This is a genomic window from Xanthomonas sp. BRIP62415, from assembly GCF_003993515.1.
Classification (GTDB): Bacteria; Pseudomonadota; Gammaproteobacteria; order Xanthomonadales; family Xanthomonadaceae; genus Xanthomonas; species Xanthomonas euroxanthea.
The window spans coordinates 1-26,185 of the sequence record NZ_QEZH01000009.1; the positions used below are offsets into that span (position 1 = coordinate 1).

General features: G+C 65.1%; 21 protein-coding genes. 13 read left to right on the forward strand and 8 right to left on the reverse strand.

Annotated elements, in window-relative coordinates; all coding sequences use genetic code 11:
* The first annotated feature begins 230 nt into the window (after positions 1-230).
* From ffh to rplS, 7 genes are all read left to right on the forward strand, one after another.
* Entirely contained in the window at positions 231-1,607 is a 1,377-nt protein-coding gene (ffh, locus tag EO141_RS01715; RefSeq protein ID WP_127168382.1) for a signal recognition particle protein, read from the forward strand.
* A gap of 171 nt (positions 1,608-1,778) precedes the next feature.
* On the forward strand, positions 1,779-2,849 hold the full coding sequence (locus EO141_RS01720) for a nitronate monooxygenase (protein WP_127168383.1): 1,071 nt from the start codon (positions 1,779-1,781) through the stop codon (positions 2,847-2,849).
* Positions 2,840-3,637, forward strand: coding sequence for an aminotransferase class IV family protein (locus EO141_RS01725; protein WP_127168384.1), 798 nt, complete (start codon positions 2,840-2,842; stop codon positions 3,635-3,637). The genes EO141_RS01720 and EO141_RS01725 overlap by 10 nt, the downstream gene beginning before the upstream one ends.
* A 98-nt stretch (positions 3,638-3,735) precedes the next feature.
* Entirely contained in the window at positions 3,736-3,996 is a 261-nt protein-coding gene (gene rpsP / locus EO141_RS01730) for a 30S ribosomal protein S16 (protein WP_011036396.1), read from the forward strand.
* Positions 3,997-4,039: 43 nt separating this feature from the next.
* Complete coding sequence (gene rimM, locus EO141_RS01735; protein ID WP_104541368.1) at positions 4,040-4,552, forward strand: ribosome maturation factor RimM; 513 nt, start codon at positions 4,040-4,042, stop codon at positions 4,550-4,552.
* Between the two features lie 66 nt (positions 4,553-4,618).
* Entirely contained in the window at positions 4,619-5,377 is a 759-nt protein-coding gene (trmD, locus tag EO141_RS01740) for a tRNA (guanosine(37)-N1)-methyltransferase TrmD (RefSeq protein ID WP_127168419.1), read from the forward strand.
* Positions 5,378-5,521: 144 nt separating this feature from the next.
* Positions 5,522-5,929, forward strand: a complete 408-nt coding sequence (gene rplS, locus EO141_RS01745; protein ID WP_005989873.1) for a 50S ribosomal protein L19 — start codon at positions 5,522-5,524, stop codon at positions 5,927-5,929.
* Positions 5,930-6,281: 352 nt separating this feature from the next.
* Here rplS and EO141_RS01750 read toward each other — a convergent pair whose 3' ends face one another.
* Positions 6,282-7,766, reverse strand: coding sequence for an MATE family efflux transporter (locus EO141_RS01750; protein ID WP_127168385.1), 1,485 nt, complete (start codon positions 7,764-7,766; stop codon positions 6,282-6,284).
* 289 nt (positions 7,767-8,055) lie between these two features.
* On the opposite strand from EO141_RS01750, the gene EO141_RS01755 reads away from it, so the two are divergent.
* The gene (locus EO141_RS01755; protein WP_104650531.1) at positions 8,056-8,463 is read left to right on the forward strand and encodes an RNA-binding S4 domain-containing protein; all 408 of its coding nucleotides are present in this window, start codon (positions 8,056-8,058) and stop codon (positions 8,461-8,463) included.
* Positions 8,464-9,025: 562 nt separating this feature from the next.
* Here the strand turns inward: EO141_RS01755 and katG are convergent.
* The 3 genes from katG to mutS form a co-directional block, all read right to left on the reverse strand.
* Positions 9,026-11,272, reverse strand: a complete 2,247-nt coding sequence (katG, locus tag EO141_RS01765) for a catalase/peroxidase HPI (RefSeq protein WP_127168386.1) — start codon at positions 11,270-11,272, stop codon at positions 9,026-9,028.
* 360 nt (positions 11,273-11,632) lie between these two features.
* On the reverse strand, positions 11,633-12,247 hold the full coding sequence (locus EO141_RS01770; protein WP_104585478.1) for a DUF937 domain-containing protein: 615 nt from the start codon (positions 12,245-12,247) through the stop codon (positions 11,633-11,635).
* 237 nt (positions 12,248-12,484) lie between these two features.
* On the reverse strand, positions 12,485-15,040 hold the full coding sequence (gene mutS / locus EO141_RS01775; RefSeq protein WP_343135007.1) for a DNA mismatch repair protein MutS: 2,556 nt from the start codon (positions 15,038-15,040) through the stop codon (positions 12,485-12,487).
* Positions 15,041-15,780: 740 nt separating this feature from the next.
* Here mutS and EO141_RS01780 point away from each other — a divergent pair.
* Together EO141_RS01780 and EO141_RS01785 are read left to right on the forward strand one after the other, a co-directional pair.
* Entirely contained in the window at positions 15,781-16,350 is a 570-nt protein-coding gene (locus EO141_RS01780; RefSeq protein ID WP_127168388.1) for a TetR/AcrR family transcriptional regulator, read from the forward strand.
* Positions 16,351-16,398: 48 nt separating this feature from the next.
* Positions 16,399-17,331 carry an oxidoreductase gene (locus EO141_RS01785; RefSeq protein ID WP_127168389.1) on the forward strand — a complete coding sequence of 311 codons (933 nt, stop codon included), beginning with the start codon at positions 16,399-16,401 and terminating at the stop codon, positions 17,329-17,331.
* Between the two features lie 213 nt (positions 17,332-17,544).
* Here EO141_RS01785 and EO141_RS01790 read toward each other — a convergent pair whose 3' ends face one another.
* From EO141_RS01790 to EO141_RS01800, 3 genes are all read right to left on the reverse strand, one after another.
* Positions 17,545-19,800, reverse strand: coding sequence for a methyl-accepting chemotaxis protein (locus EO141_RS01790; RefSeq protein ID WP_127168390.1), 2,256 nt, complete (start codon positions 19,798-19,800; stop codon positions 17,545-17,547).
* 597 nt (positions 19,801-20,397) lie between these two features.
* Positions 20,398-20,631, reverse strand: a complete 234-nt coding sequence (locus EO141_RS21305; protein WP_164739015.1) for a hypothetical protein — start codon at positions 20,629-20,631, stop codon at positions 20,398-20,400.
* Between the two features lie 218 nt (positions 20,632-20,849).
* Positions 20,850-21,806 carry a GAF domain-containing protein gene (locus EO141_RS01800; protein ID WP_127168391.1) on the reverse strand — a complete coding sequence of 319 codons (957 nt, stop codon included), beginning with the start codon at positions 21,804-21,806 and terminating at the stop codon, positions 20,850-20,852.
* Between the two features lie 333 nt (positions 21,807-22,139).
* Here EO141_RS01800 and EO141_RS01805 point away from each other — a divergent pair, with 333 nt between their 5' ends.
* The 3 genes from EO141_RS01805 to EO141_RS01815 all read left to right on the forward strand — a co-directional run bounded on the left by EO141_RS01805 (position 22,140) and on the right by EO141_RS01815 (position 25,359).
* A complete protein-coding gene (locus EO141_RS01805; protein ID WP_127168392.1) occupies positions 22,140-23,225 on the forward strand; it encodes a histidine kinase in 1,086 nt (361 codons plus the stop codon).
* Entirely contained in the window at positions 23,222-23,944 is a 723-nt protein-coding gene (locus EO141_RS01810) for a LytTR family DNA-binding domain-containing protein (protein ID WP_164739016.1), read from the forward strand. The genes EO141_RS01805 and EO141_RS01810 overlap by 4 nt, the downstream gene beginning before the upstream one ends.
* An 89-nt stretch (positions 23,945-24,033) precedes the next feature.
* On the forward strand, positions 24,034-25,359 hold the full coding sequence (locus EO141_RS01815; protein WP_164739017.1) for an acyl-CoA thioesterase/BAAT N-terminal domain-containing protein: 1,326 nt from the start codon (positions 24,034-24,036) through the stop codon (positions 25,357-25,359).
* A gap of 78 nt (positions 25,360-25,437) precedes the next feature.
* On the opposite strand, the gene EO141_RS01820 is transcribed toward EO141_RS01815, so the two are convergent.
* A complete protein-coding gene (locus tag EO141_RS01820; protein ID WP_164739018.1) occupies positions 25,438-26,184 on the reverse strand; it encodes a LysR substrate-binding domain-containing protein in 747 nt (248 codons plus the stop codon).
* Position 26,185 lies beyond the last annotated feature (1 nt).

The following is a 26,185-nucleotide window of genomic DNA, read 5'->3' on the forward strand; positions in this document are numbered from 1 at the left end:
GGCCGGCCGCGAGTGGGTGGGGCGGGCCCGGGATGGGGCGGCCGCTGGTCCGGCGGCCGCGGTTTCTGTCCATTGCGGCGCCGGCGCTGACTGGCCGCGCGCATGGACGGGCGGTGGTGCGGCGGCGTCCCGGGCTGGCTTGACCGGCCGGGCAGCGGGGCCGCCGGGGCGGCGCATTGGCCGGTGCCGCTATAATCGACACCCGTTTCCCCTCACGCGGTCCCTTGCGCATGTTCGAGTCCCTTACCCAACGTCTCTCCGGCACCATGGAGCGCCTGCGCGGCCGCGGCCGCCTGACCGAGGAGAACATCCGCGAAGCCACCCGTGAAGTGCGCATCGCCTTGCTCGAAGCCGACGTGGCGCTGCCGGTGGTGCAGGCGCTGATCGAGCGCATCAAGGTGCGCGCGGTCGGCCAGGAAGTGCTCAAGTCGCTGACCCCGGGCCAGGCGCTGATCAAGATCGTCCGCGACGAGCTGACCGCGGTGATGGGCTCAGCCGCCACCGACCTCAACCTCAACGTGCCGGCGCCGGCGATCATCCTGATGGCGGGCCTGCAGGGCGCGGGCAAGACCACCACGGTCGGCAAGCTCGCCAAGCACCTGAAGGAAAAGCGCAAGAAGAAGGTCATGGTGGTCTCGGCCGACGTCTATCGCCCGGCCGCGATCGAGCAGCTCAAGACCCTGGCCGAGCAGGTCGGCGTGCTGTTCTTCCCGTCCGACGCCTCGCAGAAGCCGGTCGACATCGTGCGCGCCGCCATCAGCGATGCGCGCAAGTCGTTCGCCGACGTACTGCTGGTCGATACCGCCGGCCGGCTGGCGATCGATGCGGCGATGATGGACGAGATCAAGGCGCTGCACGCCGCGGTCAACCCCACCGAAACCCTGTTCGTGGTCGATGCGATGACCGGCCAGGACGCGGCCAACACCGCCAAGGCCTTCGGCGAGGCGCTGCCGCTGACCGGCGTGGTGCTGACCAAGACCGACGGCGACGCCCGTGGTGGTGCCGCACTGAGCGTGCGCTACATCACCGGCAAGCCGATCAAGTTCGTCGGTACCGGCGAAAAGACCGACGGCCTGGACGTGTTCCACCCCGACCGCGTCGCCAGCCGCATCCTGGACATGGGCGACGTGCTCTCGCTGGTGGAGCAGGTCGAGCACAGCGTCGACCAGGAAAAGGCCGCCAAGCTCGCCGCCAAGGTCGCCAAGGGCAAGAAGTTCGACCTCAACGACATGAAGGAACAGCTCGAGCAGATGCAGAACATGGGCGGCATCCATGGGCTGATGGACAAGCTGCCGGGCATGGGCCAGATCCCGGACAACGTCAAGCAGCAGGTCACCGGCAAGGAAGTGCCGCGCATGATCGCGATCATCAATTCGATGACCAAGAAGGAGCGCCGCAACCCGGCCCTGCTCAACGGCTCGCGCCGCGCCCGCATCGCCCGCGGATCCGGCATGCAGCCGGCCGACGTCAACAAGCTGATGAAGCAGTACCAGCAGATGGAAAAGATGATGGGCAAGCTGGCCGGCGGCGGCATGAAGGGCCTGATGCGCAACATGAAGGGCATGATGGGCGCCATGGGCGGCCGCGGCGGCATGCCGTTCCGCTGAGTTTCAAGCAGCAACACGCGCAGTGCGTGCCGCAACACGCATGCGTTGGGTCGAAAATGTCGGGCCGACGTTGATCGCCCCACTGCGCACGCGCGCCACCTGCAGGCGGCGCGCGGACGTCCGGATGCACGGGCGGTTACCATGAAGTCTCATGATTTCAGGCCACGCACGATGGGTTCGTTTTCGCATGTCAACGCCTTCCAGCAGCGTTTTGGTTTAGGACTCCCGATCCTGCTCAGCCCCATGGCCGGCGCCTGCCCGGTGCCGTTGTCGGCGGCGGTTGCTGCGGCCGGCGGCATGGGTGCGATGGGCGCGGTGTTGTCGCAGCCGCAGGACATCGTGGCGTGGATGGCGGCCTTCCGTGACGCGAGCACCGGGCCTGCACAGGTCAATCTATGGATTCCCGATCCGGCACCGGTGCGCGACACCGCTGCGGAGGCGCGCGTGCGCGCGTTTCTGTCGCAATGGGGGCCGCCAGTTCCCGAGGACGCGGGCGATGCAACTCCGGCCGACTTCGATGCCCAGTTCGAGGCCTTGCTCGCCGCGCGGCCTGCGGTGGCCTCGTCGATCATGGGCGTGTTTCGGCCTGACCAGGTTGCACGCCTGAAGCACGCCGGCATCGCCTGGTTCGCCTGCGCCACCACGCTGGACGAAGCGCGTGCGGCCCAGGCGGCCGGTGCCGATGCGGTGGTTGCGCAGGGGGGGGAAGCCGGTGGGCATCGCGGTGCGTTCGACGCCGGCCGTGCCGAGCGGCAGATGACCGGGCTGTTCGCCTTGTTGCCGCGACTGGTCGATCACCTCGATCTCCCGGTGATCGCCGCAGGCGGCATCGCCGACGCGCGCGGCATTGCCGCGGCGCTGACACTGGGCGCAAGTGCCGTGCAGATCGGCACCGGCCTGCTGCGCACCCCCGAGGCGGCGCTGCCAAGCGCCTGGGCCGATGCCCTGGCCCAGGCCGAACCGGAACAGACCCAGCCGACCCGCGCATTTTCCGGCCGGCTGGGGCGTGCGCTCGCCACGCCGTATGTGCATGCGTCCGCCGCCGCAGAGGCACCGGTGCCGGCGCCGTATCCGGTGCAGCGCGCGCTGACCGCGCCGATGCGCCAGGCCGCGGCGCGCGACAATCGCCTGGACACCATGCAGGCCTGGGCCGGCCAATCGGCCTGGATGGCACCGGCCCAGCCTGCCGCGCAACTGGTGACCCAGTGGTGGGAGCAGGCGCAGGCGCTGGTGTGCCGCTGATCTTCTGCAACGGTGCAGTGGCGACAGCGCAGCAACTGGGCGCCGCCGCACTGATCAACTACGGCCACTTCACCACGTTGCAGGTGCGCGCCGGTGCGGTACGCGGGCTGGACCTGCATCTGCAGCGGCTGCAACACGACGGCGCTGCCTTGTTCGGTGCAGCGATCGATGAGGCATCCCTGCGCGCCCAGTTGCGCGCTGCGTTGTCGGCTGCGGACTGCGCCGATGCCAGCGTGCGCATCACTGTGTTTGCGCAGGATTTCGACCTGCGCGATCCATCGCGGCAGCTTGCGCTCGATGTGCTGATCTCCATCGCGCCCGCCGCCCGGATGCCAGCCACCGCACTACGCGTGCAGCCGGTCTGCCACGTGCGCGAGCAACCCCGGCACAAGCATGTCGGCACCTTCGCGCTGCTGCACCTGCGTCGCCAGGCCCTGGTGGCCGGCTACGACGATGCCCTGCTGGTCGACGCCCAGGAGCATCTGCTGGAAGGTGCCTTCTGGAATCTGGGCCTGTGGCAGCAGGGCAGGGTGGTGTGGCCGCAAGGACCGGCGCTGCTAGGCACCCAGCAGCGTCTGCTGCAGGCAGGCCTGCAACTGCTCGGGATCCAGCAGGAGTCGCGCTCGGTCACGCTGGGCGAACTGGACGGGTTCGATGGGGTGTTCAGCTGCAATGCGCGTGGTCAGCAGGCGATCGTGCAAGCCGGAGCGGCGTCTTGGCCGGCGCAGGCCGCGCAGCTGCCATTGCTGGAGCAGGCCCTGCAGACCCAGGCCTGGCAAGGGATCTGAGCGAATTGGGGGTGGCTTGGCTTCGCCGCCGGAGCCCGCTATAATCGCCGGCTTACCGCGCCATTCTGGCGACTGGGCAACTTTAGGAAAACGACACCATGGTCAAGATTCGACTGACCCGCGGCGGCGCCAAGAAGCGTCCGTTCTACCACATCATCGTGACCGACGTGCGCAGCGCGCGCGATGGCCGCAATATCGAGCGTCTGGGTTACTACAACCCGGTTGCACAGGGCGCAGAACCGCGCGTCGTGCTGGATGTCGCACGCGTCGACCATTGGGTCGGCCAGGGCGCACAGCTGACCGATAAGGTGCGTAACCTGTATCGCGAAGCCTCCAAGTCCCAGGCCGCTGCGGCCTGATCTTGAGGGCCGGGCGTCACCGCCCGGCCCAGAGTCGACGCAGATGAAGCCGACCGAGCGCCGCATCCTGTTAGGCAGGATTGTCGGCGCTTTTGGTGTCAAGGGCGAGCTCAAGCTCGAATCCTGGACCGAGCCGCGCAGTGCGATCTTCCGGTATCAACCGTGGATCGTGCGGACGCCCTCGGGGCAGGAGTCGGTCGTGAGTGGCGTCCGTGGACGCGATCAGGGCAAGAATCTGATCGCAGTGTTCCCGGACGTCAGCGACCGTGACACCGTCGAAGCCATGCACGGGACCGAGATCTATGTCTCGCGCAGCGTGCTGCCGCCACCCAAGCCCGATGAATACTATTGGGTGGATCTGGAAGAGCTGCAGGTGGAAACCGTCGAGGGCGTCAAGCTCGGCACGGTGTCGCACCTGTTCTCCACCGGCTCCAACGACGTGATGGTGGTGCGCGGCGATCGCGAGCGGCTGGTGCCGTTCGTGCTGCCGGATTTCGTCAAGTCGGTCGACTTCGACGCCAACCTGATCGTGGTGGACTGGGATCCGGATTTCTGATCAAGGCGGTGCCCCGGCTCCGTGCTTGCTCTACCCATTCCCAATCCCGACTTCCGACTCCCGCTAGTGCGCATCGACGTCATCAGCCTGTTCCCCGAGTTCATTGCGCAATGCGCAGCGTTCGGCGTGGTCGGGCGGGCGCAGGAGCGTGGCCTGCTGGAATTGCAGGGCTGGAATCCGCGCGAGCATGCGCAGGGCAATTACCGCCGCGTGGACGACCGTCCGTTCGGTGGTGGGCCCGGCATGGTGATGTTGATCGAGCCGTTGCGGGCCTGTCTGGACGCGGTGCAAGCGGCGGACCCGCGTCCGGCGCCGGTGATCTATCTCAGCCCGCAGGGGCGGCCGCTCACCCAGCTGCTTGCCCGCGAGCTGGCGCAGTTGCCACGCATGGTGTTGTTGTGCGGGCGCTACGAAGGCGTGGACGAGCGTTTTCTGGCGCAGGCGGTGGATATGGAAATCTCCATCGGCGATTACGTGTTGTCCGGTGGCGAGCTTGGCGCGGCGGTGCTGGTGGATGTGGTGACGCGGTTGCAGGAAGGGGTGTTGAACGACGCCGAATCCGCAGCCCAGGACAGTTTCGAAGGCCCGCAAGGCCTGCTCGACTGCCCGCACTACAGCCATCCGTCGACCCATGACTGGGGCGATGTGCCGGATGTGCTGCGCTCGGGCAATCACGCTGCGATCGCACGCTGGCGTCGGCAGCAGTCGCTGGGCCGGACCTGGTTGCGGCGCCCGGACCTGCTTGACGAGGCCCGGTTGGACAAGAACGATCGCCGTCTGCTGGACGAGTTTCGCCGCGAACTCGCCCCGGGCGACGAGAAATAAGGGCTCACCCCTAGCTCTTGCAATATCGATTGGGGTACAATATGCGGCTTGCTGGCCAGCCTTGCGTCTGGCCCTCCTACGAACCTCGAGCAATCGCCGTGCGGCGACTGCCGGTCCAATATCACCAGACACGCGGTGCCCATCATGAGCAAACTCAACAAGACCATCCTGGCTGACTTCGAAGCCGCCCAGATTCAGCGCAAGCTGCCCGAGTTCAACCAGGGCGACACCGTCGTGGTGAACGTCAAGGTGAAGGAAGGCAACCGCGAGCGCGTGCAGGCCTATGAGGGCGTCGTGATCGGTACCAAGAACGCCGGCCTGAATTCCGCCTTCACCGTGCGCAAGATCTCGCACGGTTTCGGCGTCGAGCGCGTGTTCCAGACCCACAGCGCCATCATCGACTCGGTCGAAGTGAAGCGTCGCGGTAAGGTTCGCGCCGGCAAGCTGTACTACCTGCGTGGTTTGGAAGGCAAGGCCGCCCGCATCAAGGAAGATCTGGCCGCCGCTGCACAGGCCAAGGCTGCTCGCCAGGCTGCTGCCAAGGCTGAGTAAGTCACCGGCAGGCTTGTCCTGCTGAATGCCAGACGGCCGCCTTCGGGCGGCCGTTTGCGTTGTGGGAATCGGGATTAGGGAATCGGGAATCGAGATTAGGGAATCGGATTGGGGATTTGGTGGTGGTGGTGCGTGCGTGAGGTTCGCGGGGTAGGCGCGCGTGCTGCGTTGGTCGAGGGAAAGACGTCCTGGCAGCTGCCCGCTAGGTGTTCCGTGGACTTGGTCGAGTGGATCATTCATCAGGCGTCCATGCGCTGGATCGATCATCTCAACAGGGCATCCGGCTGCTGGGTTCGACCTGGCTTGATTTCAGTCGCTGTTGCCGCCCGCCGCCCGGTGATGCCGGCCGACATCAGCGCTGGCGGTGCTGCGGCAATGCTGCGATCGGCGCGGTATCGGCGACCGGCGAGGCCGGATGCACCGGCACTTCGGCGGCGGCGGCCAGCTCCGCAGGATTCGCCGGATGCGCTGGCGTGGTCAGCATGCGTGCCTTGCGCCAGCCGCCCCAGCGGTAATACGCCAGCGACAGCAGCATCGAACACAGCGAGCTGATCGGAAGGCTCCACCAGATGCCATCGGCTCCCAGGTGCGGAATCAAGGCGTTCGCCAGGGGCACGCGCACGCCCCACAGACCGAAGGCCAGGATCAGCAGCGGCGGGATCACCGCGCCAGTGGCCCGCACCACGCCGGAAATCACAAAGCTCACGCCAAACAGCAGGAACGACCAGATACCGATGTGATTGAGATGCCGCGCAACCTCCAGTGTCGGGCTGTCGCTCGGCAGGAACAGCGCCAGCGTCCAGCGGTCGAACACGATCAGCAGCCCGATCAACACGCCGGTCATCAGGAAGTTGGCGACGATGCCGGTGCGTGCGGTTGCATCCACACGCGTCCACAATCCGGCGCCCACGTTCTGCGCCGCCATCGTCGAACATGCCGCGCCCAGCGCCATCGCCGGCATCTGGACATAGGTCCATAGCTGCAACGCAGCTCCGTAGGCGGCGGCGGTGTCGGTGCCGAAGCCGTTGACCAACGTCATCATCGCGATCATGGCCAGCGAAATCAGCACCATCTGCAGGCCCATCGGCACGCCCTTGACGATGAGCGCGCGCAGGATCGTGGGCGCGATGCGGAACAGGTGCAGGTCGCCGCGTCCCAGCCACAACACATGACGCTGACTGCGCAGATACAGCAGCAGACCGCCCAGCGCCACTGCCTGCGCCAGCAACGTGGCCCAGGCCGCGCCGGCGATGCCCAATGCCGGAAACGGCCCCAGACCGAAGATCAGCAACGGGTTGAACACGATGTCCAGCACCACCGACACCAGCAGAAAGCGGAACGGCGTGCGGGCATCGCCGGTGCCGCGCAGTGCCGCCGACAGGAACGCGAACACGTAGATCAGCGGCATGGCCAGGAAGATCACCCGCAGGTACTGCTCGGCCAGCGTCTGCGATGCCGGCGGCGTGCCCATTGCGGTCAACAGATGCGGCGCTAGAAACCAGCCCAGCACCGCGATCAGCGCCGACAGCCCGCCGAAGAAACTGGCGCTGGTGCCCATGACCTTGCGCGCCTGCGCAATGTCGCGCGCGCCCATCGCCTGGCCGATCAGGATGGTCGAAGCCATGCCGATGCCGAACACCGAGCCGATCAGGAAGAACATGATGCTGTTGGCATTGGCTGCCGCAGTCAGCGCCGCCTCGCCGAGGTAGCGACCTACCCAGATCGCGTTGATCGAACCATTGAGCGATTGCGCGATGTTCCCCGCAAGGATCGGCATCGCAAACAGCAGCAGATTCTTGCCGATCGGGCCTTCGGTCAGGACAGCTGATTTGGGCATCGCAGACGCGCCGTGGGACGGAAGCTGCGAACACTAGCATTGGCTTGTGTGAGGCATGCGGTTGCCCGGCGTTTCGAGGACGCGGGGCAGGCACCCGTTCTGCGGTTCTGCCTGTATCGGTCAGCCAGGGCGTGGTCGGCGTGCCAGGTCCTGCAGCTCGCCATGCTTGAGTTCCGGCGAAGGTGCCCAAATGTTTTTTGTTCAACGCAGCCCGTTGCGAGGCGCCGCAGCAGCGGCGATCACGACAGCGGCCTGTGGCCCCATTGGACCCGACGGCAAGCACAACGCGATGACTCAACTGGTGGAACAAGCGACGACGGTCAGGCTGGATGTCTGGCTGTGGGCGGCGCGCTTCTTCAAGACGCGCAGCCTGGCCAAGACGGCGGTGGACAACGGCAAGGTGGATGTGGCCGGCCAGCGGCCCAAGCCCTCGCGCACGCTGCGCACTGGCGAGCAACTGCGCATCGACCGCGGTGGCGAAATCTTCGAGATCACCGTTGCCGCGCTGAGCGATGTGCGTGGCCCGGCACCGGTCGCACAGACGCTCTACCTGGAAAGCGATGCCTCACGCGAGGCGCGTGCACAATGGCGGCTGCAGCGTGCCGCCGAACGCACCGGCTACCGCGCACCCGAGGGCAAGCCGGACAAGCGTGCACGCCGGCTGATCAACGCACTGGGCGATATCGACGCGTTGTAGCAGTGCGTGGTTGTCCGCTGCGAATTGGGTGATGGACATAAAACACCCAGAGCGTTGCTGTTCACGCAAGAGGAGAGGGCGCTTCCCAGCTGAGTCGAGTGTGCGGCGCCCTCACCAATTGCGGGACACGCGGTGAATCCGTCCCTGTAGGCTCGGTGGCGGCATCCATGCCGCCACACGGTCCCGCAATTGGCGAGGACACCGCACCAGATAGCTGATCGGTTGTTTGCTTAAACGCTTGTCGTTGATCGGCTTGCGTTAGGAAATCAGCTGGCGTTTCTTTGTCAGAACACCAGGGCACCGTGCCTGCTCTTACCAAGCACACCGACCATCCCGCCTGGTCCTTGCCCGCCCACCGTCGCGGGGCCTTACGCGGCATGGAGGCCGCGTAAGAGCCTACAAGGAGGTACTTGCGGCGTGTCCCGCGATGGGTGGGCGGGCAAGGGCCTTGCAGCCAAGCCGCAGACCCGCCGCTCGACTGACGTCTTCCGTGCCGAGTCGAGCTCTTGCGTGTATTTCAACACCGCTGCAGGCGCACGCACGATGGCGTGCGCCTTGCAACTCACGCCAGATCGAAACGATCCAGCTGCATCACCTTGGTCCAGGCGGCGACGAAGTCCTGGACGAACTTCTCCTGTGCATCGGCACTGGCATAGACCTCGGCCACCGCACGCAGGATCGAGTTGGAGCCGAACACCAGGTCCACGCGCGTGCCGGTCCATTTGGCTTCACCGGTGCTGCGGTCGCGGCCTTCGTAGATCTCCTTCGATTCGGAGGTGGCTTTCCACTCGGTGCGCATGTCGAGCAGGTTGGCGAAGAAGTCGTTGCTCAGCACGCCGGGGCGGGTGGTGAATACGCCATGGCTGGAGTCGCCGACATTGGCGCCGAGCACGCGCAGGCCGCCGACCAGCACGGTCAACTCGGGCGCGGTCAGCGTCAGCAGCTGTGCCTTGTCGATCAGCAATGCCTCCGCAGGCACTGCGTAGCGTTGCTTGGCGTAGTTGCGGAAGCCATCGGCCACCGGTTCCAGCACCGCGAACGATTCGACATCGGTCTGCTCCTGCGAGGCATCGGTGCGGCCGGGTGCGAACGACACGGTGACGCTGTGACCTGCGGCCTGTGCGGCATGTTCGACCGCGGCATTACCGGCCAGCACGATCAGGTCGGCCAGCGAGATCTGCTTGCCGCCCGACTGCGCGCCGTTGAAGTCGGCCCGGATGCGCTCCAGCGTGCCCAGCACCTGCGCCAGCTGCGCGGGCTGGTTGGCCTGCCAATCCTTCTGCGGTGCCAGCCGGATGCGTGCGCCGTTGGCGCCGCCACGCTTGTCCGAGCCGCGGAAGGTCGACGCCGATGCCCACGCCGTGGACACCAGCTGCGCCACGCTCAGGCCGGAGTCGAGGATGGCCTGCTTCAGGGCGGCGGCGTCCTGCGCATCGACCAGCGGGTGGTCGACGGCCGGCACCGGGTCCTGCCACAGCAGTTCTTCGCTCGGCACCTCCGCCCCCAGGTAACGCGAGCGCGGCCCCATGTCGCGGTGGGTGAGCTTGAACCAGGCGCGGGCGAAGGCATCGGCGAACTGGTCGGGGTGTTCGTGGAAGCGACGCGAGATGGCCTCGTAAGCGGGGTCGAAACGCAGCGCCAGATCGGTGGTGAGCATGGTCGGCCGATGCTTCTTCGCTGCATCGTGCGCATCGGGGATGATGGCGTCGGCATTCTTGGCCACCCACTGGTGCGCACCGGCCGGGCTCTTGCTCAGCTCCCACTCGAACTTGAACAGGTGGTCGAAGAAGTCGTTGCTCCACTGCGCCGGGGTGGTGGTCCAGGTGACTTCCAGGCCGCTGGTGATGGTGTCGGCACCCTTGCCGCTGCCGTAGCGGTTGTGCCAGCCCAGGCCCTGGCTTTCCAGCTCGCCGGCTTCCGGCTCGGCACCGACGTTGTCGGCCGGGCCGGCGCCGTGGGTCTTGCCGAAGGTGTGGCCGCCGGCGATCAGCGCCACGGTCTCTTCGTCGTTCATGGCCATGCGCGCGAAGGTGTCGCGGATGTCGCGCGCGGCGGCAACCGGGTCGGGCTTGCCGTCCGGGCCTTCCGGGTTGACGTAGATCAGGCCCATCTGCACGGCGGCCAGCGGGTTTTCCAGGTCGCGTGTGTGCGGCACTTCGCTGTCGTCGTCCTTCACCAACACGCCGTGCGCTTCGTCCACGCCGGGCGAGCCGCGCGAGTAGCGCTCGTCGCCACCCAGCCACTTGGTTTCCCGGCCCCAGTACAGATCCTGATCCGGCTCCCAGGTGTCCTCGCGGCCACCGGCAAAGCCGAAGGTCGTAAAGCCCATGCTTTCCAGCGCGACGTTGCCGGTGAGGATCATCAGGTCGGCCCAGGAGATGGCCTGGCCGTACTTCTGCTTGATCGGCCACAGCAGCCGGCGCGCCTTGTCCAGGCTGACGTTGTCCGGCCAGCTGTTGAGCGGTGCGAATCGCTGCTGGCCGCGACCGCCGCCGCCACGCCCGTCGCCGATGCGATAGGTGCCGGCGCTATGCCAGGCCATGCGCACGAACAGCGGGCCGTAATGGCCGAAGTCGGCCGGCCACCAGTCCTGCGAGTCGGTCATCAGCGCACGCAGTTCCTGCTTGAGCGCGGCCAGATCGATGCGCTTGAACGCCTCGGCGTAGTTGAAGGTCTGGCCCAGCGGGTTGGACTTGCTCGAATGCTGGCTGAGCAGGTCCACGCGCAACTGCTTGGGCCACCAATCGCGGTTGGTGGTTCCGGTACCGACGACGGCGTGGTTGAACGGGCACTTTGCTTCGGTTGTCATGGCAATACCTGTGTGCGTGAGCACCTGGGGAGCTGTGTGCCGAAACTGCGGACACGTGCTGGTGGAATCGAAAGGGCGGGCAATGCGTCAGCGGTGGTCATCCATCGACGGCGCACATGCGGCCGTGGGGGCATCGAGAAGCGTCGCCGCGTATGGCGATGCTAGCGCCTGCCTGCAGGGGCCGGTATGGGGCGATATCCAGAATGTGACTGGCAGACATGCGCGTCAGGCGGGCTCATCGTGGCGGGGTGTGCACACGATAAGCAGCATCGATCGGTTGGGGAATTCGAATTATTCAACCATATCGATAGCGAGGCGCTATGGATGGCGCGCCGATGCCCCCAACCTACGCGCGCGATGTCAGCGCTTGCCGAACAGGCTGCCACCCAGCTTCATGACATCGCCCAGCCCAAGCTTCCCGTCGCCGTCCTGATCCAGCACGCTGCCCAGCAGGCCGTTGACCCCGGTGTTGCTGCCGGCGCGTTGCTGTTCCTGCGCCAGGGCCGGGCCGAGCTGGCTGCTGGCCGCGGCATTGCCGCCGAGGAAGCGCTTGGCCAGATACGCCATCACGATGGGTGCCAGCAATTGCAGCAGCTGATTGGCCTTGCCGGTTTCCAGCCCGGTGGCCTGGCCCAGGCCTGCGGCAGCCTGCGGTGCCTTGTCGCCGAACAGATGCGCCACGATGCCGGCGCCATTGCCTTGCGCACCGCTGGCCGAGCCGCCCAGCAACGCACCGAGCAGGCTGCCGATGTCCGGGCTGCCGGCATGATCGCGCTGCAAGGCACCCAGCAGCGCATCGGTGCCACCGGCCTGCTGGCTGTTACGGCCCAGCGCGCCCATCAATAGCGGCAGCGCGGTCTGCACCGCCGATTGCGCCTGCTCGGGCGCGATGCCGAGCCGGCTGGCGAGCTGCTGCAACTGCGGGCCCTGCAACTGCGCGGCGAGTTGATCGGTCAACGAGGCGGACGTGGTCATCGGTGTCTCCGGTTGGACAAAACGTTGCGGCAGCGTGCGCCCGTCGCGCCATCAGGGCAACACGGCACGCGTCGCAATGCAGGGCGAGGGCAGCGATCCGCACAGTGGCAGCCAAGCCACTTCATCCGACAACAACACGGCAAGGTTGACCAACCCCGCAAAGCGTAGAGCCAGGCAACTACGCTCTTACGATTCCCGATTCCCGATTCCCGATTCCCGACTCCCCAATCCCCGCCCTCAAAGCAACGCCTTCAACCGATACAAGGCTTCCAGTGCCTGCTTGGGCGTGAGTTCGTCCGGGTCCAGCGCCTGCAGTGCTTCCTGCGCAGCGGAAGAGGGCGCAGTGAACAAACCGAACTGTTGCGGCGCATCCAGTGCCGCCGGTGCCATCTGTGCGACATGGCTTTCGCCGCCGCGTTGCTCCAGTTCGGCCAGGCGATGACGCGCCTGGGTCACGGCGGCCTTGGGCAAGCCGGCGAGCGCGGCCACCTGCAGGCCGAAGCTGCGATTGGCCGGGCCGTCCTTGACCGCATGCATGAACACCAGGCGCTCGCCGTGTTCGACCGCGTCCAGATGCACGTTGGCGATGCCGCTGGTCCCGCCGGCATGCGATTCGTCGGCCAGTGCGGTGAGCTCGAAATAATGCGTGGCGAACAGCGTGTAGCAGCGATTGCTATGCGCCAGATGGCGTGCAACCGCATCGGCCAATGCCAGGCCATCGTAGGTGGAGGTGCCGCGGCCGATCTCGTCCATCAGTACCAGCGATTGCGGCGTGGCGTGGTGCAGGATGTAGCTGGTCTCGGCCATTTCCACCATGAAGGTGGATTGCCCGCGCGCAAGGTCATCGCCGGCGCCGATGCGGGTGAGGATGCGGTCGATCGGCCCGATCACCGCGCGGCTGGCCGGCACATAGCTGCCGATATGCGCCAGCAACACGATCAGCGCGTTCTGGCGCATGTAGGTCGATTTACCGCCCATGTTCGGGCCGGTGATGACCAGCATGCGGCGGTCGGTATGCAGCTCCAGATCGTTGGGTTCGAACGGCTGATCGCGCACCGCTTCCACCACCGGGTGGCGGCCGCGTTCGATGCGCAGGCACGGTGCGCTGTCCAGTTCCGGCCGCGACCAATCCAGTGCCTGCGCGCGTTCTGCGAAGCCGGCCAGCACATCAAGTTCGCTCAATGCGCTCGCGCAGCGCTTGAGGCCTTCCAGCTCGCCGCCGAGTGCATCGAGCAGGCCTTCATACAGCAGTTTTTCACGCGACAACGCGCGCTCGCGCGCCGACAGCACCTTGTCCTCGAAACTCTTGAGTTCTTCGGTGATGTAGCGCTCGGCATTGGTCAGCGTCTGCCGGCGGCTGTAGTGCAGCGGAGCTTTGTCGGCCTGGCCCTTGCTGATCTCGATGTAGTAGCCGTGCACGCGGTTGTAGCCGACCTTGAGCGTGGCGATGCCGCTGCTGGCGCGTTCGCGTTGTTCCAGGTCGATCAGGAATTGATCGGCGTTGGTGGACAGGCGGCGCAACTCATCCAGATCGGCGTCATACCCGGTGGCGATCACGCCACCGTCGCTGAGCTTGAGCGGCGGTTGTTCGGCCACCGCGCTGAGCAGCAGATGCGCGGTGGCATCGTGTTCGCCGAGTTCGGCATGCAGCGCCTGCAGGCGCGGCGAATCCAGCGGCGCCAGGATCGTGCGGACCTTCGGCAGCAGCGCCAGACCATCGCGCAAGGTGGAAAAATCGCGCGGGCGTGCCGAGCGCAGCGCCACGCGGGTCAGGATGCGTTCCAGATCGCCAAGCGCGCGGAAGGCCTCGCGCACGTCGGCGTCGGCGCCGCTGTCGATCAGCGTGCCGACTGCGTGGTGGCGCTGTACCAGGACCTCGCGCAGGCGCAGCGGACGGTGCAGCCAGCGCCGCAGCAGGCGCCCGCCCATCGGCGTAACCGTGCTGTCGAGCACCCCGAGCAAGGTGTTGCGGGTGTCGCCATCCACGCGCGTATCCAGTTCCAGATGCCGGCGCGTGGCCGCGTTCATCGAGATCGCCTCGCTGGCCACTTCCATCGCGATGGAGGTCAGATGCGGCAGGCGCTGTTTCTGGGTCTCCTCGACATAACCCAGCAGCGCGCCGGCGGCCGCGGTGGCGCAGGGCTTGTCGTCGATGCCGAAGCCGGACAGGTCGTGCAACTTGAAGAAGGCCAGCAACTGGCGCCGGCCGCTGTCGGCGTCGAACAACCACGGTGGCCGCCGCCGTACACCGACGCGGCCACGCAGGAACTCCGGCCAGTTGTCCTCGTCGGGTACCAACAGCTCGGCCGGTTCCAGGCGCGCGATCTCCGCTTCCAGCGCATCCACGCTGTCCACTTCATTGACCAGAAAACGCCCGCCGGCCAGATCGGCCCAGGCCAGGCCATAGCCTTGCTTGCTGCGCGCGATCGCCATCAGCAGCGTGTCGCGGCGCTCGTCCAGCAGCGCCTCGTCGGTGACCGTGCCCGGGGTGACGATGCGCACCACCTTGCGCTCGACCAGGCCCTTGGCCAGCGCCGGGTCGCCGATCTGCTCGCAGATCGCCACCGACTCGCCCAACGCCACCAACCGCGCCAGATAACCCTCGTAGGCATGCACCGGCACGCCGGCCATCGGGATCGGCGCGCCACCGGAACTGCCGCGCTGGGTCAGGGTGATGTCGAGCAGCCGCGCCGCCTTGCGCGCATCGTCGTAGAACAGCTCGTAGAAATCGCCCATGCGGAAGAACAGCAGCAGGTCGGGGTAGTCCGACTTGGCGGCGAAGAATTGCTTCATGAGCGGGGTGTGCTCTGCAGCCCCGCCGGTGTTCTTGGTTTTTTCTTTTGTGTCAGTGCTTTGCAAGAAATGTTCTTCCGGGATGTGGCGGTCAATCAGGGTCGGTAGCGGCGAGTGACGGTGAGTTTTGTCGCGACGCCGTTGCGGCGAGCCTCCGAACGAGATCGGATCGATATGCGACGAAACGGACGAGGCCTTGGAGTGGCGTAGATGTTGCGACGGAACCAGGGGCCGCCTCAAGTCGGCATGGGCTCAAGTTTAAGCTCAGCCATCGACAAATCCTTGAGCTGTCGATCGAGAGGGGCCGCCCATCGGTTCCAGTGGGCGCCAGCCGGGTTCGGCTTCTATGCAGGAAAGCGGACCATAACCTCTGAAGTGGTTCGGCGTGGCCCGTAGGGCGCGCGTCGCTTCGCGCCGGGTAACGTTACTGACAGCGGCCTTGAGGAGCGCCTGTGCTGTCGCCAGGGATGAGTTGGCGGTGTTGCGAGGCACGGGAGAGAACCGCCCATCTGCCGACATGGGATCCCATCAGCGATGGGTGTCCGAGGCTCAGGTGCATGTTGAGAATGACGTATCGCCTCTGGATGACGGCGGCGAAAGAACCTCCTGAATTTTGTACGAGGAGTATCACTTCGGTGAGCGCAGACGTGATCGTGAACAGGCACCGGTCGAGGTAAGCCTTGACAGAAATGTCTCCTTCTAAGATGATTGAGTGATCACTCATTACACGGTGGCAGATCATGGCGCGTCCCCTGAGCGAAGAAAAGCGCGATGCGCTTCTTCGAGCCGCATGTGCGCTCATCGCGCAGTTGGGCATTGGGGCGCCCACCTCGAAGATTGCCAAGGCCGCAGGTGTGTCCGAAGGAACCCTGTTTACCTACTTTCCCACGAAGGATGACCTCCTCAATGCGCTGTTTCTGGCATTGGAAGGCGAACTTGCCGAATCGATGGCGGGGCCGTACCCGGCGGACGCATCCGCCCACGACCGGCTTTTCGTGGTGTGGAGTCGGCTGATCGATTGGGGACTGAAGCATGCGGCGGCACGTAACGCCTTACGGCAGTTGAAGGTCTCGGACCGTGTAACGACCGAGAGCCGCCTGCGCTGCCACTCGATTTTTCTGGACGCGCGCTCACTCGTGGAGCGGTGTCTTGAGGAGCATTCGGCGCCTGACAGGCTCACGTTCTACATCGACACCGTGTTGTTCGAGCTTGCCGACATCACCATGAATGCCATCGTGGCAAACCCCGCCGAGCGCGAGGCGATTCAACGGGCCGGATTCGACCTTTTCTGGAAGGGGTCTGCCGCCTAATTTTTTGCCAGTTAAATGCGTAAGCACTCACTCAAACAGGAGCGACCCATGTTGCTTGATCAAAGCGGCTTTACCGAAACAGATGTGCCGAACCAGGCGGGAAAATGCTTCGTCGTCACCGGCGCCAACGCAGGCGTGGGCTTTGAGATCTCCCGGGTGCTCGCCGCGCGGGGCGCGCGGGTGTTGCTGGGCTGTCGCGAGCAGGGCAGGGCCGATGCGGCGATTGCGCGCATCAAGCGGCTGACACCCGGTGCCGATCTTGCATGGTTGCCACTGGATCTGGGCGATCTCGATAGCGTCCGTGCAGCCGCCGCACACGTTTTGAAGGAGCCACGCATCGATGTGCTCATCAACAACGCCGGCATCATGAATCCGCCGCTGATGCGTACCAAGCAGGGCTTCGAATCGCAGTTCGGCGTCAACCATCTCGGGGTGTTTGCGCTGACCTCATTGCTGCTGCCCAAGCTGGCCGAGACACCCGGCTCGCGCGTCGTGGTCACGTCCAGCATCGCGCATTTGAAGGCAACCCTCGATTGGGATGATCTCAACGCCGAGCGGAGCTACTCCAGGGGCGATCGCTATGGAGCGAGCAAACTGGCGAATGCGTTGTTCTTTTTCGAACTGGACCGGCGCCTACGCGCGACCCGGTCGCCCACCATGGCTGTCGGTGCCCACCCCGGCGTGGCCAGCACCAGCCTGGGACGGCACATGGGCCCCATCCAGGTGATGGGCCCACTTGTCGGCCTGCTGCTCAACAGTGCTGCGAAGGGCGCGTGGCCGGCCCTGCTGGCAGCGACCGGGCCCGTGAAGCCCGGCGGCTATTACGGCCCCACCGGCTTCCGCGGGATCAGGGGTGTGGCCGGAGAGGCCGGACGCGCCCCGCAGGCTGAAGACCCGGCGCTCGCCAGGCGGCTGTGGGACATCTCTGTCGCCATGACCGGAATCGACCCTGGCCTGCCTGCGATCGGCCAACGCTATTAACCAATGGAGTCAACGGGATGCTTTTGCCCGCAAGCGCGCCGGAAACTCGATAAGGCCAAATGATGCGAATGCGCGATTCGGCGTAAGGCATCCATCATTGAAGGCTGGCGCCGGTGACGCTTGCGCTGCATTTTCGGTAGAAAAAAGGAATCGCAAACGAGCATGTTTCTGGGCGGCAGAGGCCCGGCAGTGCCGGGCCTCCTGAGACGGTGGCTAGAATTCCTGCCAATCCGTGGCGACAGCTGTCGAGGAAATAGCCTGTTGCGGGGCAATGATGTTCGCCTTCGCACGTGCAACCGAAGGCAGCGACCTGGGGCCCGCCGGCTTCCTGCTGGAGACGAGTGCAGCGGTTTGAACAAATGGCGACATCGCGGTGGTGTCAATCTTGAACACCGCAACGGCCTCGGTGAGCTGGACGGCCTGTTCTTCCATGGAGCGTGCAGCGGCAGTGGCTTCCTCCACCAGGGCCGCGTTCTGCTGCGTGGTTTCATCCATCTGCGTTACCGTGATGTTGACCTGCTCGATGCCGGCCGACTGTTCCTGCGAGGCCGCAGAGATTTCACCCATGATGTCGGTGACGCGCTGCACGCTGGAGACGATCTCGGCCATCGTGGTGCCCGCCGTATGCACCAGCGTGGAGCCTTCGGTGACGCGCTCGACAGAGTCGTCGATCAGGGTCTTGATTTCCTTGGCCGCAGCGGTGGAACGCTGTGCCAGCGTCCGCACTTCCGATGCGACCACCGCAAACCCGCGGCCTTGCTCACCAGCCCGCGCCGCCTCCACGGCAGCATTCAAGGCCAGGATATTGGTCTGGAACGAGATGCCGTCAATCACGGAGATGATGTCGGCAATTTTCTTGGACGAGGCCTCGATGCCGGCCATGGTCCCCACCACCTTGCTGACGATTTCCCCGCCCTGGGAGGCGACGCCTGCGGCACCGATGGCCAACTGGTTGGCCTGGCGTGCGTGCTCCGCATTCTGGCGAACCGTGGAGGTCAGCTCCTCCATCGAGGCAGCCGTCTCCTCCAGGTTGGCGGCCTGTTGTTCGGTGCGCTGCGACAGGTCCTGGTTGCCGGCGGCAATCTCGCTGGCCGCCGAGTTGATCGACACCGCCGATTGCTGGATGCGTCCGACGATCTCTGCAAGCTGCGCGGCGGTGGCGTTGGCGTCGTCGCGCATCTGCGCGAAGACCCCCTTGAACTCGCCCGTCATGCGCGCGGTGAGGTCGCCTGCGGCGATGGATTGCAGCAGCGACGACAGCGATTGCAGGTTGCCGTCCGCGGTGGCCATGAGCAGGTTCAAGCTCTCCACCATGACGCGGAAATCATATTGGAAGCGATCGGCATCGCCGCGTGCGGTGAAGTCACCGTTGGCCGCGGACTGCGCCAGCTGCTTGATCTCGATGTTCATGGCAGACAGGTTCGCCTTGACCTCGTCCATGGTCTGCGTCAGCACGGCTTTCTCACCGGGCAAGCGCTCCATGCTCTCGCTCAGGTCGCCGATGGCGTAACGCCCCATGATCCGTGCGAGGTTCGACTGCACGGCCAGGTGCGAGGCCACCAGGGCATTGGTGTCCTCGGCCATGCGGCCGTAGTCACCCGGGAAGGTTTGGGCATCCATGCGAAAGCTGGTCTGGCCTTCATCGTGGCGCTTTGCCATGTCGCCCTGCGCGGTCAACAGGGCCTGGAGCTGCGTTTGCATGCCTTGCATGGCGCGTAACAGCCGGCCGGTTTCGTCCTTGGCCTGCGTGTGCACGTCGTTGCCGAGCTGACCATTGGCAATGGCTTCAGCCGCTTTCGTGGCGCGTGCCAGCGGCTGAGTCAGGCTTCGGGTGATGAGCCACGCCAGCAGGCTGCTGACCAGCACGACCGCGGCACCGCCAAGGATGAGCAGGAGCTTGCCCCGGTCCATCGACTTGACTGCTTCTGCGTAGGCCTGCCTGCTCTGTCCTTCCTGGCGGGTGACCAGTTCGCGGATCTTGTCCTGCCAGGCGAGGGTGGCGGGCCGCCCTTGCTCGCTGAGGATGTCCTGGGCCTGCGCGTTCTCGTTCCTGGCTGCCAGCGCGATGACTTCGTCGTTGAACTTCATGGACGCTGCCCGACGCTCGTCCATCTCGGCACGAATCTTCCGCCCTTCCTCCGAGCTGGACAGCGCGTCCAGCTTGGTGCGCAGCTCCTGGTAGCGCTGGCGCTGCGCGTTGATCGTGTTGAGTGCTTCGGTGTTGAGCTCTTCGCTTGTCGCCATGGCATACGTGCCCAATGCGATCAGCAACGAGGAGTTGGCATCCAGCATGCCGTTGCCGACCTGGATCTTGGCGGTGCGGTCGAGGACGATGAAGTCCAGCTGCGCTCGCGCGTTCGCCATGGTGCCCAGGCCGGTGGCCACGAGCAGGCCTGAGAGGAGAATCAAGATTCCAAATGCAACGGCCAGGCGGTGGCCGACGTTGAAGCGTTGGAGAAAAGCGATCATGGACGTCCCAGAAGAGATCAGTAGAGGCATCGATGCTCACGCGGTTAGCGAGCCTGGCATCGGTTTCCCAATAACGGCGCCCTCCTCAAAAACTGGAATATCCGTCACTAAACGATAATCTAACCCTTCAGAAAACGTCCGGGCTGTCGGGGTACGCCTGACGGATGTCAGGCAGAGCGGTTGCGCGCGTGGGAAGGCAATGCAGTTGAGGGTTCGGCGGTTGTCGATGGCTGATGCGCGATAACACCGATGGCAGGGCTATCCACTTCCGACTAGGCACTGGGGAAGAGATGGAGCAGTTGAACGCGCAATGGATGGCAGCAGTGGTGGATGCACTGTAGTGACCTGCAGGCGGCAAGAGTGGCTCGAGGCGCGGTGCTTGAGGCGGTGCGCGCCTCGCACCCGGACCCCGCATCGCTGACCGGCTGCCGGGACCGCCTGTCGTCATCCCTGATGGCGACGGTTGCGCAACGCAAAGCCTTGTCGGCAGCGGCGAAGCCGGTCGAGGTTTACACGCTCGAACAGTTGGCGGCATGGAACGATCGCATCGAGCGCTGCGTCCCGCAGGCGAGGACGCAGTCGCAGGCCTGCCCGTTGCTAGGCTGCGCTGACCGAGCCCGTGCTCGACACCTGGCAAGTCGCCATCCAGCGTTTGGCGTAGTCATACGCGGCGCGTTGATCGGCAAAGGCGATGCTTCCAGGTTGGCAGCGGTGCAAGGTGATGCCGCCGGGCCTGGAAATCAGAAGCTCCGGCAGGAACTTTCCATCGCACGGAACGCTGTGGGCAGTGAGCAGATAATTGCCCACGTGCCGAATTGCGGTGACGCCCAATAGCAATCCTCCTTGATGGGCAGGCACCTACCTTCGTCCAACATCAGTGTCAGACGATTGGCTGTCGATGCTCGCCGGGTGACACGCCATCATTGAAGAAAACAGCGCAATCCACTATCGGCAATAGACGAACGTGACTGTAAGTATTTTCCTGACCCGCCGATGGTGGTGCCGCTGCCATTGCTCCGTGCCCTCGGCCTGTAAGGCTTGGCCCGGTCCTACAGGGCGGCCGACGGGATCGGATGCGCATTGCTTTCGGCCGGATTTGCGCGTGGCAGGGGACCCACCTTGATGAGCTGATCGATATTGTCGAGCTGCTGCATTTCCTTGAACCAGCTGGCTCCCCAACGCGCGCTGAGCCCCTCTGCGTTCAAGGACGACTGGATACGCCGGGCGACCGACACCAACCCGGCTTCGCTGCTGCCAGGCAGGAACAGGGCGAACTCTCCGCGCGCCAGGTGCGCCAGGCTGTCCTGGGGACGGGTGGCCTGCTTCAGCAGGGCAATGGCCTTTGCTACGTTCTGCTCTGGCCCGACGCCGCCTACCGAGCTGTTGGCGTCCACGTCAAACCGCAATACGCCGCCTTGCTCGTTGCGATGGCGGTGATCCGCCGCTGCCTGCAGGACATCACGGAACGTCCGGAGATCGTAGAGGCCGGCCAACGCTTGTGCATTTTCCATGGCCTGCGGATCAGCCGGCAGCCGTTGCACCTCGGCCAGGTGCTGGGCCCACGATCCGGCCAGGACCCGTCCAAAGGTTTCAACCAGCGGCAGGAGGTGCTCGAGTTTGTCGTCGACGACCCGGTTGTCCAGCCCGCAGAGCATCCCCTCGACCTTGCCAGGGATTCGAATCGGCACGCCCAGGTAGCTTGCGATACCCAGCCGTGTCGCCACGGCGGATTGGGCCAGGTGTTCGACTTTCTGCAGGTCTGGGGCGAACTGGGGGCCGCCCATGACGATCATGCTGCGGCACACCGACTCGGGCCAGCTCAAGGACTGGTCGACCTTCAACCCGAAGGAGGCGTCGGTGCAGCCACGGATGATCCAATGATCGTTTTTGACCTCGGCAAGCACCCAGGTTTTCAGCGGCGTCAGCTCGGCAAGCCGCTCAAGCAGCTCGCTCGCGGTGTCTGCCATGCCGGAGAAGGGGACTTGGGTTCTGAGTTCGGTCGACATGGAGCGGCAGCGTTTGGGATGCATCTGATATCGGCAGTAAAGGATCCAGCTATAGCGAGGCCTCGCGCCATTTTCTGAACGGCGGAAGGCCGCCACAGGGCTGGCGTAGGTCGGCCTGAAGTCGACATTCGGCAGGACCGCTGCCCACCACGAGATGGTGAACTGCGGAGGCGAGCGGGCGAGCCAGGCCGCTGCCGCAAGAGCGCAAGCGAGGCGTGGCAGGGAACATCGACGCCGACGGTAGAGGCGCCGGCCAGGCGGAGGCGCCAGGTGCGCCATGTCGTGGATATCGGTGATGTGGGGTAATCTGCGCTGTCCCGAGCATGACCGTCCATGCGGACACACACTTCTTCGATTCCCAAGCGTCCCTTGGTTCCGGTAGGCCTCCACTGGGCGGGCATCGCCGTGCCATGGCTCGTGCTCGCCCTGGCCTACGCTCCCGCTGTGGCCCTGACATCGCTGGCCGACAAGCCGCGCGGTGCTCTGGGCCTGCTCGGTGCCTTCCTGTTTCTGGTGGGAAGCTACGTGCCTTGGGCAGCGCTCACGCCGACGCTTCTCTGGCTGTCCAGACGATGGATCATTGGAACAGGGCGAAGCGCGCGTCATCTGGCATTGATCGCCTTGACCGGCCTGGTGGCCATACCGGTGTTGACGGTGCTGGGTTGGCTGCTTGGCCATGGTCTCTTGCACCTGGCAGGGTTCGAGGGCATGGGGTGGCGTGATCTCCAAGGCGGCCAGGGCGCCCTCACTGCGACGACCCTGTTCGCTATTCCCCTTTATTTGGTCGTCATGGGGGCAGGGCAGCTCTGGGGCCACCTGGTCTTGAGAAGTGAGCGAGAGCTGCTGCTGGCCCGAGTGAACGAACAGGCGCTGCGATCCAGGTTGCATCAGCACTTCATCTTCAATGCGCTCAATGCGATCGGAGAGCTTGGCTATCGTGACGCTGCTCGGGCGGACCTTGCGCTTGGCCATGTAGCGAATCTTCTTCGCGCGATGCTGGAAAGCGCGCCCGTGCTATCGCTAAGGGAAGAGATAGGCGCAAGCGCGGAGTTCATCGAGTTGCACCAGGTGCTGTCTGGTGACATCACGTTCAATATCGACATAGAGCCGCGGGCATGGAATGCCCCGGTGTCCTCGATGGCATTGCAGCCGTTGCTCGAAAACGCCATCCAGCATGGAGCACGGGTGGGTGGCTTTGTTCGTATCGAAGTCAAAGCCATTGTCGAAGACGCCGAGCTCATGATCACTGTGGTGAACCCGATCGGTGGCGATCAGCCCAGGGGGCTGGGCATAGGGTTGGATCACCTGAGGAGGCGATTGGCCCTCACCCATGGCGCAGCGGCATCGTTGTCCACCGAGCGGCAGGCGACCTGCTTTGTCGCAACGCTCCGTCTCCCGGTAGGGACGGAGGCAGCGTGATTCGTACCCTGGTCGTCGATGACGTGGCGCTTGCGCGCGACCGGCTTGTGCGTTTTCTTGCGTCCGAGCCCGATGTCCTCGTGGTCGGTGAAGCGGCCATCCTCGAAGCCGCGCTTGCGCGGGCCAGGCTTGGAGATGTCGACCTGGTCCTGCTGGACATCGGTCTGCCCGATGGCAGTGGCCTGGACCTGGTGCGTCACCTGGAAACGCTTGTGCCACATGTCGTCTTCGTCACCGCCTACAGCGTGCACGCGGTGCGCGCGTTCGACGCCGGGGCACTGGATTACCTTCTCAAGCCGGTGGATCCCAAACGCCTGCAGCTTGCGATACGCCGCGTGCGGCAGCGCATCGACGGCAAGGGTGCGCAGACAGCCCGCCTGGCCGTTGACGTGGGGGATCGCACCGTCTACCTGGCACCGGCGCAGATTGACTATGTCGAGGTGGCGGGCCATTACGTCTGTATCCACGCCGGAAAGGACACGTATCTGCGCCGCGATAGCCTGGCAAACCTGGCCGATTGCCTTGAGCCACATGGATTTGTCCGTATCCATCGATCGTCCCTGGTGAATGTGACGCGTGTCGTGGCGCTCCGTCCGGCGCGGAACCAGGATGCTCAACTGGAGCTTCTAGGCGGCGCAACACTGCGGGTGAGCCGACAGTTTCGAGGACAACTCCAGGCGCGCCTGCCCACCTTGTCTCAGCCGCTGTTGCACGACTGAGGTCGTCGGACGCACGAGTCGCGCCACACGCAGCCAAAGCCGAGTGCGGGGGGCGCATCGTCCCGGTGTCCTTTCCCGATTTTTCCGTCATGCGCCGACTCGCCATCGCCCTTGTTGCACTGCTGGGCTGCAACACCGCCTCTGCGGCAGATCTTCGCGTCTGGTCATTGGACAGCGGCGCAGATGCGCCCCTGGGTGTGCACGTCTCAGGCATGCAGCCCACCGAGCTTGTGGAACTCAGGCTCTCCATGAGGGATGCCAAGGGCAACCTCTGGCGCTCGAGCGCGCTGTACCGTGCGGATCTGGACGGCAGGGTGGATCCATCGAGCACGGCGTCGGAAGCGGGAACCTACGTCGGAGTCGATGAGGCGGGATTGTTTTGGTCGATGCGGCCGGAGGGGCCCGCCAGGCCTTCGCCCTTTCCCATCAGGAGGAGGGACGCGGATCTCAGGTTTGCACCGGCTCAGTTCACGGTGGAGATGGTGCTGGCCGGGCGGGTAGTTGATACCGTCGAGATGCGACGATGGATCGATGGTGAAGGCGTCTCGGCATTCGCGGTGCATTCCCCCGGACTCGTTGCCCACGTTTACGCGCCCAGAAGTGCGTTGGTGGACGGACGCCGCCATCCCGCCGTCATTACCCTGGGTGGTTCCGAGGGGGGTATCGACAGTGCAGACATGTATGCCGCCTGGCTGGCATCGCATGGGTTTGTGGCGATGTCCGTCGGCTACTATCGCTTGCCTGGATTGCCCAAGGACCTCGTGCGGGTGCCGATCGATCCTGTCTCGGTGGCCGTGGATTGGCTACAGAAGCAACGCTACGTCGACCCATCCGGGATTGGAGTGCTGGGCGGCTCATGGGGCGGCACCATTGCGATGGCGGCGGCATCGCATGATCAGCGACTCCACGCCGTGGTTTCGCTGGTGGGAAGCCCGGCGCCCTTTCGGGGCATCCAGCGAGACGTCGAGCCGGCTGACTTCCATGCCGTCGACAAGCCCGGCTTGACCCTTGCAGGGAAGGACCTGCCATTCCTGCCCTACCGTGCGGGCGCCTCCTGGCTGGACGACACGGATTTGCAGGCCCAGGCGGCATTGAAGGCCGCAATGTTGCCCCTTGAAAGGATCAACGGCCCGCTGATGCTTGTCGCGGCAGGGGACGACCAACTGGGTCTTTCCGGCCAGATGGCGGCGGTGGCAAAGCGTTACCTGGCCCAGCACGCGCGCAAGCAGCCCGATCAGATCCTCTATTTCAGCGATGCGGGGCATCTGATCTCGCCGCTGTGGCAGCCAACAACCTACCGGCATGAGTTGGGTCCTCATCTTCAGGTCGGAGGCAGCCCTCAGGGGTATGCAAGAGCCGACCGGGAAAGCGGCGCGGCTGTCATTCGTTTCCTACGCGCTGCCCTGCAGCGATGAGTGATGGGCACACGTGTGCGATGCAATCGCAAATCGTGCCATGCGATCTGACAAACCAGCGCAGCGTCCAGGCTGGCCTCACGCTGTCGTCCGGCTTCCGGCCTGCTGGATCAATTGCACTGCGGCCACAAAACCGGACACCAGCGGAGAAAGGTCGTCTGCACGGGTGGCCAGTGCGATAGGCGCGTGTAGGGTCTGGCCAGCGATCCTTCGGTAGGTGACGCCTTCGTTTTGAATGCGGCTGACCGATTGCGGAATGACCGACACGCCGAACCCCGCCGCCACCATGGGAATGATGGACGCGATCTGGGACGCCGCCTGTCCCAGGCGAGGGGTAAACCCCGCATCGCGGCAGGCGGCCATCACGGTGTCGTAAAGCCCCGTGCCGATGGTGCGAGGAAACAGGATCAAGGTTTCGCCCGCTGTGGCAGACAGGGGGAGCGGCGTTTCACCGTCGAGCGGATGGCCGCTTGGAACGGCGATGACCATCTCCTCGTCCACAAAGGGGCGCACCGTCACGCGATCATCCTGGTCAACCGGCGGGCGGATGAATGCCACATCCAGTCTGTTGTCACGCAAGCCCGCCAGCAGCGCGGGCGTATTGCTCTGTTCGGGCGACAGCACGACATCGGGGTGCCGGGTGCGAAAGGCCTGGATCGCTGCAGGAATGGCGGGGTTGAAATAGGTTGCGCCAGCAAAGCCGACACGCAACTGCCCGGCTTGCCCCTCGCCATGACGCCGCGCGTCGGCCAGGGCAGCGTCCAGCCGCGCAAAGATTTCGGTTGCCGACAGTTGCAGACTGCGCCCCGCAGCCGTGAGCTCCACG

Coding starts and splice junctions, on each gene's coding strand:
- katG (WP_127168386.1), bottom strand. CDS start 11,272: ATGACAACCGAAGCAAAGTGCCCGTTCAACCACGCCGTCGTCGGTACC.
- rimM (WP_104541368.1), top strand. CDS start 4,040: ATGAAGCCGACCGAGCGCCGCATCCTGTTAGGCAGGATTGTCGGCGCT.
- rpsP (WP_011036396.1), top strand. CDS start 3,736: ATGGTCAAGATTCGACTGACCCGCGGCGGCGCCAAGAAGCGTCCGTTC.
- EO141_RS01800 (WP_127168391.1), bottom strand. CDS start 21,806: ATGTCGACCGAACTCAGAACCCAAGTCCCCTTCTCCGGCATGGCAGAC.
- EO141_RS01790 (WP_127168390.1), bottom strand. CDS start 19,800: ATGATCGCTTTTCTCCAACGCTTCAACGTCGGCCACCGCCTGGCCGTT.
- EO141_RS01815 (WP_164739017.1), top strand. CDS start 24,034: ATGCGCCGACTCGCCATCGCCCTTGTTGCACTGCTGGGCTGCAACACC.
- EO141_RS01785 (WP_127168389.1), top strand. CDS start 16,399: ATGTTGCTTGATCAAAGCGGCTTTACCGAAACAGATGTGCCGAACCAG.
- EO141_RS01720 (WP_127168383.1), top strand. CDS start 1,779: ATGGGTTCGTTTTCGCATGTCAACGCCTTCCAGCAGCGTTTTGGTTTA.
- ffh (WP_127168382.1), top strand. CDS start 231: ATGTTCGAGTCCCTTACCCAACGTCTCTCCGGCACCATGGAGCGCCTG.
- EO141_RS01805 (WP_127168392.1), top strand. CDS start 22,140: ATGCGGACACACACTTCTTCGATTCCCAAGCGTCCCTTGGTTCCGGTA.
- EO141_RS01780 (WP_127168388.1), top strand. CDS start 15,781: ATGGCGCGTCCCCTGAGCGAAGAAAAGCGCGATGCGCTTCTTCGAGCC.
- EO141_RS01750 (WP_127168385.1), bottom strand. CDS start 7,766: ATGCCCAAATCAGCTGTCCTGACCGAAGGCCCGATCGGCAAGAATCTG.
- EO141_RS01770 (WP_104585478.1), bottom strand. CDS start 12,247: ATGACCACGTCCGCCTCGTTGACCGATCAACTCGCCGCGCAGTTGCAG.
- mutS (WP_343135007.1), bottom strand. CDS start 15,040: ATGAAGCAATTCTTCGCCGCCAAGTCGGACTACCCCGACCTGCTGCTG.
- rplS (WP_005989873.1), top strand. CDS start 5,522: ATGAGCAAACTCAACAAGACCATCCTGGCTGACTTCGAAGCCGCCCAG.
- EO141_RS01755 (WP_104650531.1), top strand. CDS start 8,056: ATGACTCAACTGGTGGAACAAGCGACGACGGTCAGGCTGGATGTCTGG.